Annotated in this window: 29 protein-coding genes and 1 pseudogene; 13 read left to right on the top strand and 17 right to left on the bottom strand. The window is 60.0% G+C overall.

What is annotated here, in order from left to right:
- Positions 1 to 117: 117 nt before the first annotated feature.
- From QCE58_RS07565 to QCE58_RS07500, 14 genes and pseudogenes are all read right to left on the bottom strand, one after another.
- Positions 118 to 1,080, bottom strand: a complete 963-nt coding sequence (locus QCE58_RS07565; protein WP_309779367.1) for a hypothetical protein — start codon at positions 1,078 to 1,080, stop codon at positions 118 to 120.
- 91 nt (positions 1,081 to 1,171) lie between these two features.
- Positions 1,172 to 1,732 carry a hypothetical protein gene (locus QCE58_RS07560; protein ID WP_309779366.1) on the bottom strand — a complete coding sequence of 187 codons (561 nt, stop codon included), beginning with the start codon at positions 1,730 to 1,732 and terminating at the stop codon, positions 1,172 to 1,174.
- A 29-nt stretch (positions 1,733 to 1,761) separates the two neighbouring features.
- The gene (locus QCE58_RS07555) at positions 1,762 to 2,010 is read right to left on the bottom strand and encodes a phage portal protein (RefSeq protein WP_250459788.1); all 249 of its coding nucleotides are present in this window, start codon (positions 2,008 to 2,010) and stop codon (positions 1,762 to 1,764) included.
- Complete coding sequence (locus tag QCE58_RS07550) at positions 2,007 to 2,132, bottom strand: hypothetical protein (RefSeq protein ID WP_309779364.1); 126 nt, start codon at positions 2,130 to 2,132, stop codon at positions 2,007 to 2,009. Before QCE58_RS07550 ends, QCE58_RS07555 begins: the two co-directional genes overlap by 4 nt.
- Before the next feature lie 452 nt (positions 2,133 to 2,584).
- Positions 2,585 to 2,986: pseudogene (locus QCE58_RS07545) on the bottom strand (hypothetical protein); the annotation flags it as partial.
- Complete coding sequence (locus QCE58_RS07540) at positions 2,983 to 3,378, bottom strand: DUF4406 domain-containing protein (protein ID WP_250507651.1); 396 nt, start codon at positions 3,376 to 3,378, stop codon at positions 2,983 to 2,985. The gene QCE58_RS07540 and the pseudogene QCE58_RS07545, both read right to left, overlap by 4 nt.
- Complete coding sequence (locus tag QCE58_RS07535; protein WP_309779362.1) at positions 3,375 to 3,743, bottom strand: hypothetical protein; 369 nt, start codon at positions 3,741 to 3,743, stop codon at positions 3,375 to 3,377. Before QCE58_RS07535 ends, QCE58_RS07540 begins: the two co-directional genes overlap by 4 nt.
- A gap of 38 nt (positions 3,744 to 3,781) precedes the next feature.
- Positions 3,782 to 4,315 (bottom strand): DUF1064 domain-containing protein, encoded by a 534-nt coding sequence (locus tag QCE58_RS07530; protein ID WP_309779361.1) that lies wholly within the window; start codon positions 4,313 to 4,315, stop codon positions 3,782 to 3,784.
- Entirely contained in the window at positions 4,312 to 5,487 is a 1,176-nt protein-coding gene (locus tag QCE58_RS07525) for a replication protein (protein WP_309779360.1), read from the bottom strand. Before QCE58_RS07525 ends, QCE58_RS07530 begins: the two co-directional genes overlap by 4 nt.
- Before the next feature lies 1 nt (position 5,488).
- Entirely contained in the window at positions 5,489 to 6,178 is a 690-nt protein-coding gene (locus QCE58_RS07520; protein ID WP_309779358.1) for a phage regulatory protein/antirepressor Ant, read from the bottom strand.
- Positions 6,179 to 6,186: 8 nt separating this feature from the next.
- Positions 6,187 to 6,375 carry a hypothetical protein gene (locus tag QCE58_RS07515; protein ID WP_309779357.1) on the bottom strand — a complete coding sequence of 63 codons (189 nt, stop codon included), beginning with the start codon at positions 6,373 to 6,375 and terminating at the stop codon, positions 6,187 to 6,189.
- Entirely contained in the window at positions 6,372 to 6,611 is a 240-nt protein-coding gene (locus QCE58_RS07510) for a hypothetical protein (RefSeq protein ID WP_061163915.1), read from the bottom strand. Before QCE58_RS07510 ends, QCE58_RS07515 begins: the two co-directional genes overlap by 4 nt.
- A gap of 119 nt (positions 6,612 to 6,730) precedes the next feature.
- Positions 6,731 to 6,925: a hypothetical protein gene (locus QCE58_RS07505; RefSeq protein ID WP_309779354.1), complete on the bottom strand. Its 195-nt coding sequence runs from the start codon at positions 6,923 to 6,925 to the stop codon at positions 6,731 to 6,733.
- Entirely contained in the window at positions 6,922 to 7,182 is a 261-nt protein-coding gene (locus QCE58_RS07500) for a hypothetical protein (protein ID WP_309779720.1), read from the bottom strand. The genes QCE58_RS07505 and QCE58_RS07500 overlap by 4 nt, the downstream gene beginning before the upstream one ends.
- On the opposite strand from QCE58_RS07500, the gene QCE58_RS07495 reads away from it, so the two are divergent.
- From QCE58_RS07495 to QCE58_RS07475, 5 genes are all read left to right on the top strand, one after another.
- The gene (locus tag QCE58_RS07495; protein ID WP_309779353.1) at positions 7,175 to 8,488 is read left to right on the top strand and encodes an XRE family transcriptional regulator; all 1,314 of its coding nucleotides are present in this window, start codon (positions 7,175 to 7,177) and stop codon (positions 8,486 to 8,488) included. The two genes, QCE58_RS07500 and QCE58_RS07495, sit on opposite strands and share 8 nt — an antisense overlap.
- A gap of 11 nt (positions 8,489 to 8,499) precedes the next feature.
- Positions 8,500 to 9,198, top strand: a complete 699-nt coding sequence (locus QCE58_RS07490) for a hypothetical protein (RefSeq protein ID WP_309779352.1) — start codon at positions 8,500 to 8,502, stop codon at positions 9,196 to 9,198.
- Positions 9,199 to 9,483: 285 nt separating this feature from the next.
- A complete protein-coding gene (locus tag QCE58_RS07485; protein ID WP_309779350.1) occupies positions 9,484 to 9,624 on the top strand; it encodes a hypothetical protein in 141 nt (46 codons plus the stop codon).
- Positions 9,625 to 9,634: 10 nt separating this feature from the next.
- Complete coding sequence (locus tag QCE58_RS07480; protein WP_167561873.1) at positions 9,635 to 9,796, top strand: hypothetical protein; 162 nt, start codon at positions 9,635 to 9,637, stop codon at positions 9,794 to 9,796.
- 141 nt (positions 9,797 to 9,937) lie between these two features.
- On the top strand, positions 9,938 to 10,087 hold the full coding sequence (locus tag QCE58_RS07475; protein WP_309779348.1) for a hypothetical protein: 150 nt from the start codon (positions 9,938 to 9,940) through the stop codon (positions 10,085 to 10,087).
- Between the two features lie 73 nt (positions 10,088 to 10,160).
- Here QCE58_RS07475 and QCE58_RS07470 read toward each other — a convergent pair whose 3' ends face one another.
- Both QCE58_RS07470 and QCE58_RS07465 read right to left on the bottom strand, forming a co-directional pair.
- Positions 10,161 to 10,457 (bottom strand): hypothetical protein, encoded by a 297-nt coding sequence (locus QCE58_RS07470; RefSeq protein ID WP_250459818.1) that lies wholly within the window; start codon positions 10,455 to 10,457, stop codon positions 10,161 to 10,163.
- A gap of 134 nt (positions 10,458 to 10,591) precedes the next feature.
- Complete coding sequence (locus QCE58_RS07465) at positions 10,592 to 10,810, bottom strand: hypothetical protein (RefSeq protein ID WP_309779347.1); 219 nt, start codon at positions 10,808 to 10,810, stop codon at positions 10,592 to 10,594.
- Positions 10,811 to 10,931: 121 nt separating this feature from the next.
- Here QCE58_RS07465 and QCE58_RS07460 point away from each other — a divergent pair, with 121 nt between their 5' ends.
- The 4 genes from QCE58_RS07460 (at position 10,932) to QCE58_RS07445 (ending at position 13,443) form a co-directional block, all read left to right on the top strand.
- The gene (locus QCE58_RS07460; protein WP_309779346.1) at positions 10,932 to 11,234 is read left to right on the top strand and encodes a hypothetical protein; all 303 of its coding nucleotides are present in this window, start codon (positions 10,932 to 10,934) and stop codon (positions 11,232 to 11,234) included.
- A 789-nt stretch (positions 11,235 to 12,023) separates the two neighbouring features.
- On the top strand, positions 12,024 to 12,434 hold the full coding sequence (locus QCE58_RS07455) for an ASCH domain-containing protein (protein ID WP_309779345.1): 411 nt from the start codon (positions 12,024 to 12,026) through the stop codon (positions 12,432 to 12,434).
- Between the two features lie 27 nt (positions 12,435 to 12,461).
- Positions 12,462 to 13,013, top strand: a complete 552-nt coding sequence (locus QCE58_RS07450; RefSeq protein WP_309779344.1) for a Lar family restriction alleviation protein — start codon at positions 12,462 to 12,464, stop codon at positions 13,011 to 13,013.
- The gene (locus tag QCE58_RS07445) at positions 13,006 to 13,443 is read left to right on the top strand and encodes a hypothetical protein (protein WP_309779343.1); all 438 of its coding nucleotides are present in this window, start codon (positions 13,006 to 13,008) and stop codon (positions 13,441 to 13,443) included. The genes QCE58_RS07450 and QCE58_RS07445 overlap by 8 nt, the downstream gene beginning before the upstream one ends.
- Before the next feature lie 5 nt (positions 13,444 to 13,448).
- Here QCE58_RS07445 and QCE58_RS07440 read toward each other — a convergent pair whose 3' ends face one another.
- Positions 13,449 to 13,760, bottom strand: a complete 312-nt coding sequence (locus QCE58_RS07440) for a phosphatidylserine/phosphatidylglycerophosphate/cardiolipin synthase (protein ID WP_309779342.1) — start codon at positions 13,758 to 13,760, stop codon at positions 13,449 to 13,451.
- Positions 13,761 to 13,851: 91 nt separating this feature from the next.
- On the opposite strand from QCE58_RS07440, the gene QCE58_RS07435 reads away from it, so the two are divergent.
- The 4 genes from QCE58_RS07435 to QCE58_RS07420 all read left to right on the top strand — a co-directional run bounded on the left by QCE58_RS07435 (position 13,852) and on the right by QCE58_RS07420 (position 16,330).
- Entirely contained in the window at positions 13,852 to 14,079 is a 228-nt protein-coding gene (locus QCE58_RS07435) for a DUF4224 domain-containing protein (RefSeq protein ID WP_309779341.1), read from the top strand.
- Complete coding sequence (locus QCE58_RS07430) at positions 14,048 to 15,262, top strand: hypothetical protein (RefSeq protein WP_309779340.1); 1,215 nt, start codon at positions 14,048 to 14,050, stop codon at positions 15,260 to 15,262. The genes QCE58_RS07435 and QCE58_RS07430 overlap by 32 nt, the downstream gene beginning before the upstream one ends.
- A gap of 287 nt (positions 15,263 to 15,549) precedes the next feature.
- Entirely contained in the window at positions 15,550 to 15,795 is a 246-nt protein-coding gene (locus tag QCE58_RS07425) for a hypothetical protein (protein WP_033535750.1), read from the top strand.
- Between the two features lie 109 nt (positions 15,796 to 15,904).
- Positions 15,905 to 16,330 carry a hypothetical protein gene (locus QCE58_RS07420; RefSeq protein ID WP_008349938.1) on the top strand — a complete coding sequence of 142 codons (426 nt, stop codon included), beginning with the start codon at positions 15,905 to 15,907 and terminating at the stop codon, positions 16,328 to 16,330.
- Positions 16,331 to 16,551: the final 221 nt, after the last annotated feature.

Below are 16,551 nucleotides of genomic sequence, written 5' to 3'. Positions count from 1 at the left end.
CCAACCAGCACGGGACCGTGCTTCGACCTTTCCAGCATCTACTTTCAATCCACTGCCGACGGGATTTGCGGATCGTGCCCGCTTGCTTTCGTCCGGGCGATACGGTCCTCGCTCCTGTCAAAGCTCCGCGTGGAGCGCAATGCCGCGAATTGCGACGCTTCCCTTAACGTACCTCTTTGTATGCTCGTCGAAAACCTTAAATCGCACTCTAACCGTGGCGAGTCGCGTGTCACCCGGACGGAGGTCGACAACCTCCGCCCGGAATCTTTCGTCTTCGAAGGAGACTTCGAGACGCGGGGCTATCCGCATCGGAACGCTTGACAGAACCGTCCAAATGCCTTCCTTGTTGGGAGGGTATAGCCCAGGACCAGCCTGAATCATTGCCTCGACCTGTTCTGCTGTGATTGCATCGCTGTTTGGCAAATTTGCCACTGCGGTGGCGATGTCGTTCGCATACATCGCTCGTCGAAATCGCAGATACACCTCTTCCTCGCGAGCTGCTTGCGCCGGCAAGCTGTCGCCGGGTCGTAACGTTGTGAATACCGCATCGGGAAGGGTGTTCTTAGTTACTCCGGCAGGATCAGGCTCAGCGCACCAAGCCAATGCAAAGAGTCCCTCGACACCGAATCGCCCCAATTCTCCAGGTACTGGTGGCTGCACCGCAGGAAGCACCGAGAAGGAGAAGACTATCCGATGCTCAAGTTCAGACGGGAAGTCACAGACCCAATCATCCTCGCCGGACTGTCCGACAGCGTCCAAGAGGTCAACGCTGGGAATCGAGTAAGCGACGATCGGTACAATCTGCTCCAGATCCAACAGGCAGGGAACGCAGCGGCTCGAACCACCGCCAAAGTGATAGTTGATTCGCCCACTCGTGTGGATGGTGATTGACTTTGTTTTTGGCTCCGGCGCGTCCTGCGTAGAAACCGGACCCGGGCCTGCCCCGTCAAAGGACCACTGATAACCGCCCTCGCTAATCCCCTCCCGCACAAGGTTGAGTTTTATCGAGCCGTCGTTCGTGACTTTAACGGACGCTAAGTGCCTCAGAACTCCCTTGCTGCGCAACAAAAGTCTTGCCACTCCCGTCCTCCCACATTTTTGGAATCGTTGAAGACTATCGCTGCCGAAGCTAAATTTCAATGCTGCTCGTCACGGAACCAACGGATCCGCTTCAGACTGACACCTCGACGCGAATGAGATGTCGTGCGACAAACATCGGGAAAAGCCTTTCCTTCGCCGCCTGATACGTCGCGTGCTGGTCGCCCGCGCGGCCGTTGCTCCACACCTGATAGCCTGCCTCCTTGTTGCGCATACTGGCGCTGATCGCCGCGCGCTGCTCCGCCGGCAGCGCATCGACGCAGAGCTGCACCTGCTCGGATTGTTGGTCATCCGCCCACTGATACGCGTCTTCGGCGTCCTCTTCGGCATTCGCCGGCGTCTCATAGCCGCGGCAGGTGCGATCCTCCGGGCGATAGAAATGCGCAAGCGTCTCGCGGTGCGACTGGCGGATCTGCCAGCGATACCACTCCAGCAGCATTTCTTCGATCTGTTCGCTCTGTTCGCGCGTCATGAAAACTCCCTCGTTGTATTTTCTGCAGCGACGCATCTCATAGATGCTCAGTGCTGCCTTCTGAAATGCCTTGTTGCAGATGAACTTTGTCGTTCCGCCCCAGCGCGAGCGGATCAACTCAGCGCATCCGAGGCACGTGCCCGACTGACGCTCTTCGAGCACGATGGCCGGATCGCGGAAGTCGCCGCGCCTCACATTGCCACCATGAAGCTGATGCCCCAGTTCATGAGCCATGCAACGAAGCTGTCTCGCAGCGCTGCGTTGCGCGGGAACGGGAACTCGACTTCGAGCGAATCGCCATCGCTCTCGATCTGGCCGGCGAACGGGCAACCGTCGAAGGCGATGATCTTGGCACCCGTCACTCCGTCGATGTGCTGCCTGCTCGTATCGATCAAGCTCTGCGGGACGTCTGCGTATTGAATGTAGGCATGCGCGCTCACTGATGCACCTCCGTGCGCGAATACGCGGCGACAGCGAGAACCGACAGAGCGATCCACACGAACACGAAAACGATGCCGGCGACGTCAGCGTTCGGCGTTGCGAGAGCGGCGGCGGAGATCATCGCGTCACCTTCTGCGGCTGGATCGGAGCAGTCCAGATCTTGCGCTTGATGCCGAGCGCCACCCAGAGTGCATCGAAGTTGTCCGGAATCGTCGTGTTCATGGTCAATCTCCCACTTCCATCTCGTCTAATCCGCTCTCGAGGAACGGGGCCAAAGTCTTTTTGTTGTCGTCGATGAATGCTCTGGTGCGATACACACCCGCCCTCACCCACGCGTCGTCGAGGACCGGAATTCCGCTCCGGCGATCCTCGGGAATCCATGCATCAACCCAAACAAACGGCCGGATCGTGTTCTGCACCGTCGGGCGCGCCAGCCTGTACACCCGCGTCTCCAACGCCGCCGTGAGTTGAAACGGCTCCACGGCATAGCGCTTCCCGTTGCGGCCGCGCGGCGTGCGCCATCGCGTATCCGTTGGTATTCGAATCAAGCACCGCACCCTCTTCCTCCTTCAAACCCATCTTTTCCGCGCGCACGGGCACCCAGCGCTCGTACCCGCGATCCCACGTCGAGAACTTCTCCTCGCGCGCTGCCTTGCCTTGGTCGATCCATGCATGGCACGCCCAGCAGCCGGGCACCGTGAACTCGTGCTTCGCCTTGATGCCCTTGCCCTTGCCGTGGCGCAACTGGTTCGAGTGGCACGGCACGACAGACTCGCGACCGACGCACACACCGAAGACGCGAAGGAAGCAAGGCTCGCCGCGGCACGCCGCCAGATACTTCGAGCCCTCGGCGACAGTCGGCTTCTTCACACGTGACTTCATCGCAGAGCGGCGCAGCGAGGTCGCGCGGTCCGCCGTCTTGAACGCCGAGCGCTTCATCGGCGTCTTGCTCACGAGCGGCTTCGAGCGCTTCACTGGGCCTCCGCAATCTGTTCGCTCGCACCGCTTTCGATCTCATCGAGGATCTCGACAATGGCTTCCTGTGCGATCACAGGGATTTCGCCTGCCAGTCCGACGATGTGACGCGCCTGCATGACCCGCAGGCCCAGCCCGCGCGCGAGCGTGTGTTCCACCGTCGCGCCGCTCGATTGCTCCCAGCCAGGCAGCAGTGCGATGCCGTCGCAGTCGACCAGTTGCTTGATGTCTGCGCGCATGCAGGCGAGCCATCCGGCCGTCGGATCAACGTTGATCTCGGCCGGATTAACGATCTCGAAGCCCAGCGCGCGGAGACGCCCTGCCTCGGCATGAAAAGCGGGGAAATTCAGTTCGGGATAGCCCGTCATCGGACCAGCGATATAAAGCTTCATGCTGCGACCCTCCCGACGCGGCACATGGCCTGAATCCCCGCCACGAGAGCGGCGACGGCGACCGAGAGAACGCGATCCTCTTCTTCGGCTTTCGCGATGATTTCGCTCGACGGCGGGAAGCTCTTGCCAGTCCACCGGTAAATGGATGGCACGCGACCGTGGCAAATAGCCTCCGATTTGCGGGTCTGCTCGATGTAGCCTTGGCGGACGAGAGAGGCGAATACGTGCTTCGTCGCGTCGCGCGATTTCTGAAGCTCATCGGCGATCACGGCGATCGCCGCGTGCCGACGACGTCGCAGCGCTTCGAGCAAAAGACGCTGATTCAGCGGCATCACCTTGTGCGTCTTCTTCATCGGCGCGCGCACGCTCAGGTCCTGCCGCGCGTAGTTCTCGTTGCATCGCATCACTTCACCTCCACGATCGTCAGCCCGCGCGCCGCCATCAGATGGCGCTTGATGCGGTATCCTTCGGTTACGCGGCCTTTCACGTCTTCAATGACCGTCTCGCCGCCCTTCTCGTACACAAAATCCGCCACGTACCGCAGCGCTGGCCGCTTGCGCCCACCGATCACCACCGGCTCAGCCAGGACGAACGGCACCTGCAGCTCCAACTCGCTGATCTCGCCGCGAACCTGCATCTGCACCAGCTCGTGCCAGCGCTTCATCTCGCGTTTGCTGTCGAACTTGATGCCGCCGCTCTCGCATTTCTCGTTGCGGTACTTCGCTGGCTTCTTCTTCGCGGTCGGAACCTTCGGCGCGGTCGCGAACGGGTCATAGCCGGAAGCAATGTCGTCGAACTCGCTCGTCGGCTGCCGGCCAGTGCGTCGCATCAGCTCGCGCCGTGCGAAGTCCGGCCCGACTGTGCGGTCCTCGCGCACGCGCGCCGTGCCGACATGCGTCGTTCCTTCCGGGTAATGGAGGGCTGCGGAGCGCTTCACTGTTCCTCCTGCTTCGCAATTGCGGCACGCACGCGCACGGCGATCGCAGGCACCGGCTCTTCGTCGTCGAATGCGATTCCCATTTCCTTCGCCTTGGCCTTGATGCCGCTTGCCGACTTGTCCCATTCGCCGGCGTGCACGCGCGTTCCGTCCGGATTGCGCTTGATCGCCATGCGGCCGCGCACGTCGCCGTAGCCTTTCGGGCTGATGAGGTAGTCGAAGCCTGCATGCGGCGGCAGTTCGACCTTGTCGCGCACGGCCGGGAAGTAGCGCTTCCACGCCTCCGGATCCGCAGCGAGCTTTCCGAGGAACGCGCGGATTGCGCCGGCGCGCGCCTCGACGAATGCAGCCTCGTCCACGGTGCCGACTCGCTCCCCGAGCGCCTCATTGAAGGCTCGGATCACGGCAAGTTCGGCGTCGCTGTATGCGCTCTGGATCTCGTCCATCCATCCGCCAGCGTTCAGCCACGAAGCGGCGTACGGGATGAACTGCGGGTTTGCCCACTGCTCCGAAGTCATGGCCTGCGTCAGACCGGCCATCAGGGCCGTCATCAGCTGCTCGTCCGGGTTGAGCTTGGCGAAGGCTTTCTCTGCCTTGGCCTTCGATTTCTTACGCGGGTATGCCGCCCAGAAAATTTCAAAGCGTTCGCGAAGCGAGCGCGAAAGGGTTTCTTTTGGAGTTGTCTTTTGGTCTTTTCTTTTGGAGTTGTCTATTGTGTTTATCGTTTCGATAACAGCAGAGTTATCGTTTTGATAACCCTCGATGATCGTTTCGATAACAGTGCTGTTATCGTTTCGATAACCCCAAAGCTTCGCAACGTCCACTTTCGCCTTGCCGGTCCACTGGCCATACGACTTATTCACAGCGAGGCAGAAGGCGTGCTTGCCCGGCGTGCGGACGATGACGCGCATGTCGACCAGTTCATCGATCGCCGTCGAAACGTTCGGCGGCAGCACGCCAGTCTTGTCGCGGAACTGCGTCAGGCTGATCTCGTCGGCCTTCTTGTTGTAGCCGTACGTCTGGCGCAAAAGGACCATGAGCACCTTGTAGTGGCGCTTGCCGAGGTCCGCGAGCGCGAGCGCTTCGAGGATGCCGTGAGCGATGCGCGTGAATCCGTCCTCGACCTGGACGGCGCGCTGTTCGGGCATGTGGATGACGTCTGCGAGTGCCATTTCACGCAGCCTCGGCGCCGTATTTGCGCTGCAGAAACACCTGCCCGCGGCCCGTCACGAGCGTCTTGAACGTCGGGTGCGGCTCCTTGGCCTCATCGATCCACACGCTTTCGATGACGCGGAAATAGCCGCGATCCTTGTAGATCTGATACGGCAGGTTGTCTGCCATCAGGATGTGGTCTGCGCGGAGACGCGCGAAGAAGCGATTCCGTCCGATGCCGAGGACCGCCGACATATGGGCGATCGAGATCGCGTCGCTTGTGTCGCGGATGGCATGCGCGAATTCGACGGCCGGTGCCTGTTCCGCCACCTTCTGCTCGAGCGCGATGACGCGCTCCGTGTACTGAAGCAGCGCGCCGCGCAGGAATGCCGGGTCGTCGAGATTGACGGCCGGTTGCGCCGCGCGCGCTTCGAGTTCCTGCCAACGGTCGATGATTCGTGCACGCATGACGACGCTGTACCCAGAAACGAGGATGAGCGTCTCGCGCTTCGGCAAGCGAAAAATCGGGTAACGCTGATCGTTCTGCTGGTTGATCTGGGTATCCTCAAATTTGAGGACACCATCGACGCCGTGAAGGTCGATCAACATGAGGCGAATGTCGCGCATGACGTTGTCGTGGCGCTTGCCGCAAAGTTCAGCGATCTCCCGACTCGACATCGTCAGCGAATTGAGGAGCGACATTTCGTTCATGGATGACCTCACAGGTCGTTGTCGTGGCCACACGGCAAGCTGCCGTCAGCCAATTGGCGAGCACCGCAGCCGATGCAAATCTTCGGCGCGGCATTCAGCCGGATCGATTGATCGGTCGTCATCGGGCCGATGAAGAAGCGGCCGGTATGAAGCAGATCCGCGCCGCCGAGCGACGGCTGAAGATCGCGCGCGCTCATGCCTTCACCTTCGAAGCCTTGGCCGCCCGCGAGCAGTCGGCATTGAAGGTTGCGAATTCGCGCGAAAGGCCGACGCGAACAGCAGCGAGTTCGCCGGGAAAGCGCTCGCCGCGCGCCGCAACCGCACACATGGCGTCGCGGATCTGTTTCTGCTGGGCAGCCGGCAGTTCCGGCGGCAGCTCCGGCGCAAAGAGAACCGGATTCGAGTTGTTTTGCATGGGATCTCCCGCCGGCATGCCGGTCAGTAGTACTAAATCGGAACAGAAGAAGCCTGGCGCCCAAGCTGCTTGTGTATCGACTCATCCATGCAGGTGTCGGCCTCGTAGCCGACGAACTCCGTCAGTTGTCTGACGTTTTATTCCCCGCGCCGCCCAACGTGGGCCACTTCAAACGCGGCTACTTCCGGGTGCAGCGGTCCGTATGCAGAGCGCAGGACGTGATACCCGAGGTATTTCTGAGTTGAAACGCCCAGACTCGCCGCCAAAGCAGCCAACTCCCCAGCTTCAGGAATCGGAAGTTCAACGAGAAGGCCGGTTTTTCCTTCATTCATGCGCTTACTGCGCTCCCAACTTGGGGCGACGCGACACTGACGCCCAACAGATTCGCCGGCAAAGTACCAACCGTGCCAAACAGAAAAAGCTTGGCGATGCGGGCAAGTGCAGCGGAATCGCTGTCAATGCCGTAGAGAGCCTTGAATGCTTGCATTCCGTCGTAGACGGGGTCTTCGAGGCGGGTCTTTACTTCGTTGCGAAATTCAGCGCGACGAGACATTGCTTCCTCCATAAAAGAAAAACGGTTGATGAACACAAAAGACAACGAACGCGCGAGAGACCTACTTTGCGAGTCGCTGACGGGGCCTACCAAGAAAGATGTCGGGGAATTCGAGCTTGACGGCAGCCGGGATCCCTCTCTCCTTCCAGTTGTGGACGCGTTGAACTCCACCGCGCTGGTCGAAACCCAGCCGACGGGCAAGCCTGGAAGCCCCACCGAGTTCCTCGATGAGGAGTCGGTCAGCAGTGATGTCGTTTTTCCGGTCCATGCGTTATTAAACACCACGTTTAATCAAAAAGCAAACACTATGTTGAACAACAAAGTGTTTAATTTTGAGAACATCCGGGGTATGCATGAAACCACCGCCCGCCTCTACGAGGCAGCCCGGCTGTTGCGCGGGCTCACCACGCCTACCGAAATCGCACGCCTTCTGAATGTCGCGCCCCAGAACGTAAACAACTGGGAGCGTCGCGGCATGTCGAAAGCGGCGATGCTCGACGCCCAAGAAAAACTTGGGTGCAGCGCTGTTTGGCTCATGACCGGCGAAGGCACGATGCTCGGCTCCGCACCGGTTCCTTCGTCGAATGATTCGTCGAAAAGAGACCGATCACGCCCCGAGATCGGAAAATCTGATCGAAGCGAGTCTGATATTGTTATTTCTTCAGACGACTTGGCGTCAGCGAGGTCGCCACGTAGACTGAGAGCAGCGCTTTTCGATAAGGGCTTAACTACCGCTGAAATTGCATCTGTTGCGGGGGTTAGCGAATCCGTCGCCGGCCAATGGCTGGACGGGGAAGGCCCAGACATCACACTGGCGCAAGGTGCCGCGCTGCAAACAGCCTACGGCGTGAACGTTGTTTGGCTTACGAAAGGGAAAGGCGAGCCGGGCGTCGCTGTTCGATATGTCGACGAGTATGAGCCTATCCCCATTACGAACTGGAGAGCTGTCCCCGTGGTAGGTCATGCGCAACTTGGGGATAACGGGTACTGGGCCGACCTCGAATATCCCGTCGGAGCCGGTGACGGCTACGTCGACTTCCCTTCCAGGGATCCGAACGCATACGCCTTGAAGTGCGTCGGCGACTCAATGCGTCCCAGAATCAAAGACGGCGAATTCGTCGTTATCGAGCCCAACCAAGCTATCGAGGCCGGTGACGAGGTGCTCGTCAAGTCGAAGGCTGGGCAGGTCATGGTGAAAGAGTTTCTCTATCGTCGCGCCGGTCGGGTTCACTTGCGCTCGGCGAACGATGCTCATAAACCCATCAGCTTCTCGAGCGATGAGATCGAGAAGATGCACTTTGTTCGAGCAATCTGCCGCCCGTCAAGCTGGCGCCCCGATTGAAGGACCGCCACATGGCTTATAACAACACTAAAAACCTGCTGATGTGCACCTGGCTCGCCGCAGCATTGTCCGGCTGCCAACAGAGTACGGACGACATCGCGAAGAATGTGTCCTCGCAGTTGGAGACTCGACTCTCTCGCGAGACACCGGCGGGAGCTCCAGCGCCGCGGATCGGGGCAATCAAGGTTGTGCAGGACTCTGGGACGAAGTACCAGGGCGTAGTAACCGTCCTCGCATACGGCTCATCGGCAGAGATTCCACTGGACATCGTGGCCGACCGCAAAAACGTTATTTATAGAGTCCAAGATTCCGAGTGGCAGCGAGCTATTGCCTCCTTGAACCGCGCGCGATTTGCTAACGTCGAAGGGCAATACAGCAACATCGCAAGCGACGATGCTGCAGTATGGGATTCGTTTCCAGCTGAGCTAAAGCAACAGAAAACGGAGTTCTCCCAGCGCCTGCAAACCGTCACACCGGTCAAGCGCGCCGGCTCCGTTCTGTTCGGCTCGGGTTGCAAATCTCACGAGTGCGGTTCGAACGTTGCGGCTTGGGCAGTCGACACAAACACCGCGCGCGGCTATGCAATAACTATGGTTGAAGGGTCGACCTTCCACATCTATGGCGGCAATCCTGAAAACCTGCCAAGACCCCTCCTTGACTGGGCCGTCGAGAGCGGAATGAACACGGGCAACCTTGTCGTCATGAGGTAGAGCGCGACCACTACGGATACAGCCTTCGCAGCCGCCTCAACTCGTCGTCTCCTACATTCCAGATCAGCAGCCCGCCCCAACCCGGCGGGCTGTTTCCTTTTCTCAAACGGATAAGAAATCGTTAAACAAAATGTTTGACACGGGTTTAAACATGATGTTTAATGCATCCATGCGCTGAACGAAGCGCTCCGGGGATAAACCGGGAGCCCTGATCTCAGGGCACTGGCAGTGATCAGTGTCTTGTACTCAGGGCTTCCTGTCCGGCAAGTGGACGGGAGATAGCAAATGAGCTGGCTGGCAAGCGATCTATTCGAGCTGAAGCGTCTTGCACAAGGTGGCGCCGGCGCGCTCATCGAACATCTCCTGCGTGAATACGCACTCAATATCATCGCACCCGGCGTCGCTGACGCTCGGGCCGGCGGATAAGGACGGGAAGATGGAACGCGTTCTAGAAGACAACGCCCTGCTCCGCGACATCACGCGGCTGCAGGACGTCGAAAGGATCTACAAGGCGATCGGCGTTGCCGGTCTTTACGGTGTCGCGATCGGCGCAGTGTGGTTCCTGTGCGTCGCATTCCGCGCTGGGGTGTTGGCGTGAAGCTCTGGCAGATCTGGGGAATTACGTTTCTGGTCGCGGCGGCTTATCTGGCGATCTGTGCTGAGATCGACTACCGCGCCGCTCGTTTCGAACGCTGCACAGTCGTCCACTGCGCGTAAAACGATCCCGTAAAGGCTCACCATGAACACGTATCAGATAGTAGTCCTTCTGCTTTTCGTGACGATGGTTGCGGCGATCGCGCTGGTGCGCGGTGCCGATGCCAGCGCGAAACGCCGCCTCGAAGAGCTGGAGCAGCAGAAGAAGCGTATCAACTGGCCGTCCACGAACTGAATTCCCATCAACCGCGTGCCGGCGCGTAATCCGGCTGCCGGCTTATTGGCGGGGCGGAACGACATAGTGATCTTCACCGAGAGCGACCATCGGCATCGGCGCCTAGCGAGGCGAAGCGCCGAAAGTCGGCGCACCGAATTCTAATTGGCGATTTCGTGCCGACCATTATTTTGCGTGCCGCGATTGTAACGATCAATTGAATGTTGCCTTGCAAAGCTCGGATGTCGGCTTCTAACGAGCCGTCAGAACCGAAAATATCAGCGAGGCATTCGCTTGTTACTTGGATTCGATATGTCTTGTTGGCAAGTCGTTGAGTGAAGAAGAGATCCCCCTCCAAGCGCAACACGGGGAGCTGAGGTTTTTCGTTCATGAAAGGAACGTCCTAGGTTAGTTATGCAGACTGTGCAAGAAACTTACGCAAAACGTTCGATCAGTCATCACGCCCTGCTATGCGGAGAGATCGGCAGATTCGAGAGGGCAGAACCGAGAATCGCCTTATGCCCGTTACCGTCTGAACAATCTAGCGCGCCGACGAGCGTAGACGGAACCCCGTTCATAGGCATCCTGCTCGGTGGGAAATCTGGTCTCACTGTCATGACGAGCCTCGGTGACTTTAGGACCGGTCAGGTCGATGTCAACGACTGTAAATGCGAAGCCGCCCGCCAGCAGCGGATGTACCACGACGTGGTACTCATGATTTCCCATCTTGATCAAGCGTGTCATGGCGATTCCAGCAGTAGGTATGCACAACGGAAAACTGATTGTGCGCTTCTTAAGAGGCCTAAGCCGAGAGATTGACGAGCCGAGTGGAATTTAGGAGTCGAAAACCGAGAATGAGGCAAGCGTGAGCAAAAAAAACTTGTGGATGCTCCACATCCAAGGCCCGGACGACGTCGTCGCCGCGCCGTCGAGAGAGGAAGCCGAAAAAGTCGCGGCGGCGTTCAACGCGTACTGGGGCGCGTACCTCGCAAAGCAGCGCGCGCAGTCGGTCGCCGAGGGCAAGAACCCGGATCACTGGCCGACCGTCACCGCCGCCGTCGTCGAATGGGACAGCACGCCGAAGCAGCACGCGTCGAATATGAAGCGCTACTGGCAGGACTATGCGGAGTACCTCAAATTCTCGGCGGAAACGGGAGAGACGGAATGAGCGGCCCTCTATTTCAGCACTCGTCGCCCTTGCTTCCGAGCATAGGCCGTGCCGCCAGCGTACGCAGCATCTTCACTTTCGTATCGAAGGGAGCTCTCGAAATGGATCCGATCAACCTTCGGCCTCGTTCGATCAATCTCAACGCAAGCGTATGTGAATCCGCCGCCCACCAGCGGCTCAACCAGCACGTGGAACTCCAGAGTTCCGATTCTCAACAGTCGCGACATGCTCAATTCCGGAAAGATGATTCAGGCTGGTGCTGCATCAGCAGTTCCATCGTTGACGCAACCGTCGATGAACCTCTTCGCTTGCCGTTCGGCATATTTGAATCCCGCTTCGGGCGTAAGGAAATTAAGTTGCTCCGGCAGGCTTATGACAGGCGTTGCGAGAGGGTTAGAGGAAAGGATGGACCAGGAGACAGCGTATCGAACCTGTTGGCCATCAAGCGATGGCGATTTGCTTGTGACAACGCGAACGTCGATGGTGTACCCGCGATATGGCATACACGATAGGTTTTCCATGCTTGCTCCCTACACACCAGGAGCGGCATGCCAGACCACTATACGCGCTATATGAGATTCCCGTCGTTAAATCGCTTGGACGCCCTAATGACCCGCCTGCTCCCCACCTTCCGGGCGCTGCTCGACGCACTCGAAAGCATAGGGCTCGCTCGGAAGCCGACGACACAGCAGATACAGCGCGTATGTGAGCGATTCGTGGAGATGGTCGCGGGAATCACCGGCGAACGATGCGCGATCGCCATTGGACAGACTGTTATTGCGAGAGAACATGAAAGCACTTTCAATCAGGCAGCCGTGGGCGTGGCTTATCGTCAACGGCCATAAAGACATTGAGAACCGCACATGGCCGACACGCTTCCGTGGGCGAGTGCTGGTTCACGCGAGCAAGGGTATGACGCGCGCTGAGTACGAGGACGTCAGCGCTTTCGCGGAAGGCCTCCAGCTTCCTGCGCGTGACGATCTGGAGCGCGGCGGCATCGTCGGTGTCGCGACGATCGCCGATTGCATACCGTCCGAACGCCGCACGTCGATTTGGCATATGGAAGGCCAGTTCGGATTTCAAATTGCTAATGCGCGCGCCTTGCCGTTCGTCGAGTGCAAAGGCGCCCTCGGATTCTTCAATGTGCCCGATGACGTAGCAGCGCTCCTGCGTTCAATGCACGCCCCGGCCGCCGCCTGACCGCCGACACCATTTTTGAGAACCGACATGACTGAAAAACTGAAGCCCTGCCCGTTCTGTGGCGCTGACGCTGTTTTGACTGAGCACGAGCCGCACGATCACTCGCCCGGCCTCGTCGCGCTCACGGGCATCCCCGCGAAGCATCCGGGAAGCTGGACGGTCGAATGCGTCGCCTGCTCGTGCGGAATGATCCACGGCACGCGCGAAGAAGTCGAGGCCGCATGGAACCGCCGCGCTCTCTCCGCGAGCATCGCCGACACAGCGGGGGCGAAGCCGGTGGCGTGGCTGATCGATTGGCCGGACGAACCGGAGCTTGGCCATTACTTCGCGGAAAATCCTGTAGACCAGATGTATGGGCGCAGTAGACCACTCACGTTCGCCGCCCCTCCCGCGCCTTCGGTAGCCGATGCGGCGGGGGCGAGTGAGTCTCTGCCCGATAACATCGACTGGACGCGCGTCATGGCGCTGGCCGAGAAGCACGGCGACGGATGGAGCGAGGCGAAAGGTTGGTCGTTTCACTGCGACGATGATCTTTTCAACTTCGCGGGCGAATTGGCAAAGGAGTCCGGCAATGACTGAGGAACTGAAATGCACCTGCAAAGGCGTGCTTGGTCACAGCCGCCAATGCGCCATGTTCGACGAATCGATGATGGAACCGAAGGCGCACGCAGCAGGCGCGAGTGAGGGGCAGGCGGTTCGATACGTCATCGACGAGCAAAGCGCGCTCGGTCAGTCGCTAAAGCACATCGAGCGGCAAGACGCCGAGATCGCCGCGCTGCGCGAGCGGATCGCGGGGATGGAGAAGGATGCGGAGCGACTCGACTGGCTGCGCGAAGAGTCCTGCGATCTACGTTGCATCGACGTTCCGACCGGCGGCGACGACTCTGACGTGCGCTGGATCGTCGTTCAGCACCACATGAGCGCGCCGCATGAGCGCGAGCTCGCCCGATCGACCACAGACGAGCCGCGCGACGCCGTCGACGCCGCTATGGCTCCGGAGAAGCGATGAAGAGATTAGATCTGGGCCATGTCCCGAAGATCGCGGGCGACCACGCGATCTTCGATCTTGTCGAGATCAACACTCGTCGAACCGTCTTCATGCGCAACGACGACAAATCGCGGGCCAAAGACGAAATGGCCTTCGACCATGAAGGACGACGTCACCTCAGAGCCGCTGTCGAGCGCAGCAACCACGTCGCTCACTTCGGCGACCGTGGGCTGCGAAACCCATTCAGGCTTGCCGCTATGGACTTCTCCCCAGCGGACGTGCGTGACACGACCAGTATTCTCGTCGAGCCGCACGCCATTCACCACGTATGCGGGCATAGCCCCTCCATTTGAGTTTCGACCAATCCTAGCATGACGCAACACATCAACGAATTCATGCGCGTCAGCCGCGCGTATCTGGAGAACCCGGATGAGTGAGTACCTTTCAGCTTCAGAGCTCGCCGATCTAGTCGGTTGCAAGCCGAATCAGCGCGCCGCCATGGCGCACTGGCTCGAAAACAACCATTGGCGTTTCGTGATCGACAAAAACGGCCTGCCGAAGGTCGCGCGCGCCTACCGCGACAAGAAGATGGGCCTCTCCACCGAAACCGTAAAAGCAAAGTACGATGCCGCGCCGAACCTCGAAGCCTTCGCCTGAAGCACACCAGATCAACGAGTCGACGGGCATCGATCGGCTCTACAAGCGCCGTGGCGTCCGCAAGATCTCGTTCTGGTACAAATACCCGGACGGCCGCACCGAGACGCTGACCACCGCGCCGCGCACCGATCGGCACGCGATCGCGACGGCAGAGCGCAGCGCGAAGCGCAAGGCGCTCGACATTCAGGCCGGGCAGATCCTCGCCGGCTCTGTCGCCGACATGATCGACCGCTTCAGGACGGACGTCGCGCCGACGCACTTCCGCGACCAGTCCGCAGAGGGGCTGTCCGTTCGCACCGGCGCATACGAGCGCCTGACGAAGTTCTTCGGGCGCATGTCGCCGAGCGCCCTCGAAACGTTCCACGGCTACCAGTATCTCGACACCCGCGCGAAGGCCGGCGCGCCGATCGGCGCAAACAAGGACATGGCGCTCATGCAGACGATCTGCAATTACGCCGTCCGTTGGGGCGTCATCAAGGCGAATCCATTCGTCGGGATGATGCTGAACAAGGCAGAAAAGGACGTTCGGACGGTCGAGCGCGCCCAGGTGGTCAGGTTCTACCTGTGGGCGCTGCGGCAGGAGCAGGCGTACCGGACGATGGGCCTCGCGGCGATGTTCTGCTACCTCACCGGCTTCCGCGCCGCCGAAGTGCGCCCTTTCCATCTTTCCGGAATCACCGATGACGGCGTGAAGGTCGTCGGCGCCAAGCGCAAAAAAGGCGAAGCCGAGACGGTCAAGCTGCGCAGCTGGTCGACGCGCCTTCGCGTGGTCGTTGAGCGCGCGAAACGCGATCGGAAGGTGGACAGCCTGTTTTTATTTCCGAATCGCCGCGGGCAGCCCTATTCGAAGAGCGGCTGGGGCTCGGTCTGGCAGGACGCCATGTACGCCTACATCGGCGCGCGCGACCCGGCGATCGCGAAGGAATTCGAGGTCAAGAAGATGCGTGAGGCTGCGCAGCGGATCGGCCGGCGCGTGAACAACCCGGTGCGCGGCGGAATTGAACTCCACCTGACCGACCACGCGGAGTACTTCTCGATGCTCGACATCCGCCCCGCCGCGATTACCGCGAAATTGGAGAGCCGCGACGCCGACGCCTACGACTTTGCGGCGCACGCGAACCCGGGCACGACCCACCGCCATTACGACAGACGAAAGGTAAAAAAGGCCAGCGCGACAGAGTAAAATTTCGGAACGGGTGCCCGGAGAGCCGCATAAAACCGTGGGTCGAAACCGTCATTTCGTTCCGATTTCCTGAAGCTATCGGACTGATTCGATTGATTTAAATGACGATTGACGACGCGATTGTGATTCCTGTCGTCGTGGGTTCGAGTCCCATCAGCCACCCCACCGAGAATTCATGCAAAAAGCCCAGTCGAATGACTGGGCTTTTTGCTTTGCGGCTTCTGATTCGGACGCCCCTCGGGCACGCGCCGTGCACATCGAAAGTCTCCCCTTGGCGGAGACTCATCATGTCCCGACATCACCTCGCAACAGCCGCCCTTCTCCTCGCCACGACCTTCGCGACCCAAGCCCAGACCGCGCGCCCCGACGAGAGTGCCTCAATGGTCAAGCCGCCGGGCGCACCCGGCGCGCCGTCCGCGAGCGCCACCCGCCCCGACAATCCCGACAACATGCCGGTGAAGCGCCCGAATCCACCGCAGAACAGCGATCGCATGCTGCATCACAGCCCCGCGAGCGACGCGATCGCGAAATAACCCGCAACGGCCCCGAACCCGCGCTGGAAGCACGCGCGACGCCACTATAATGGCGCTCGTCACGATAATCGGAGCCTACCGCGTGCTCATGCTCCAAGCGGTCTAGCCAATGCAAAAAGTCATTCTGCCGTTCGTTTCCGGTTTTCTCGCCGCACTCTTTTTTCGCGAATCGACCCTGGCGCTGTTGCACGCAGCGGGTCTCGTCGATCCGGCCGGCTTTTCCACCGCACCGTTTGTTCCGCTCGGCATCCCGGAATTCATCGCGAATGCGCTGTGGAGTTCGATCTTCGGCGTGCTGATGGCGTGGCTGCTGCGCGTCGCGCCCGAGCGCAGCGCGCCCTGGATCGGCGCACTCGTGTTCGGCGGCATCGTGCTGACGGCCGTCGGCGTATTCGTCATCGATCCGGCCCGCGGCATCTGGCCGAGCGGCAACATGCTGCCGCGTCTCGCGCCGAACTTCATCGCCAATGCGATCTGGGGCTGGGGCGCGCTCGTCTTCATGCGCGCGTTCATGGCGGGTCACGAGCCGCACTGACCCGCCGCCGGAAACGAAAGCGGCCCGCGCGGGCTAATGCCGTTCAGTTAGCGCTGAACGGCATTTTTGTTTGTGGAGCGAGAAGTGGTTGTAAACGGAGCGCCGGGCTGTTAACTTCTCGATGCGATGCTTGCCAACCACCTCACGTACCTGATCGAAGCACAGGAGCCGGCCGATCTGCGACGGTTGGCCGAGCATCTGCCCTTCGAGTGGATCGAACG

Origin of the sequence: Caballeronia sp. LZ028, assembly GCF_031451415.1 — a bacterium.
GTDB lineage: Bacteria > Pseudomonadota > Gammaproteobacteria > Burkholderiales > Burkholderiaceae > Caballeronia > Caballeronia zhejiangensis.
This window is presented reverse-complemented; position numbering and strand designations above follow the sequence as displayed.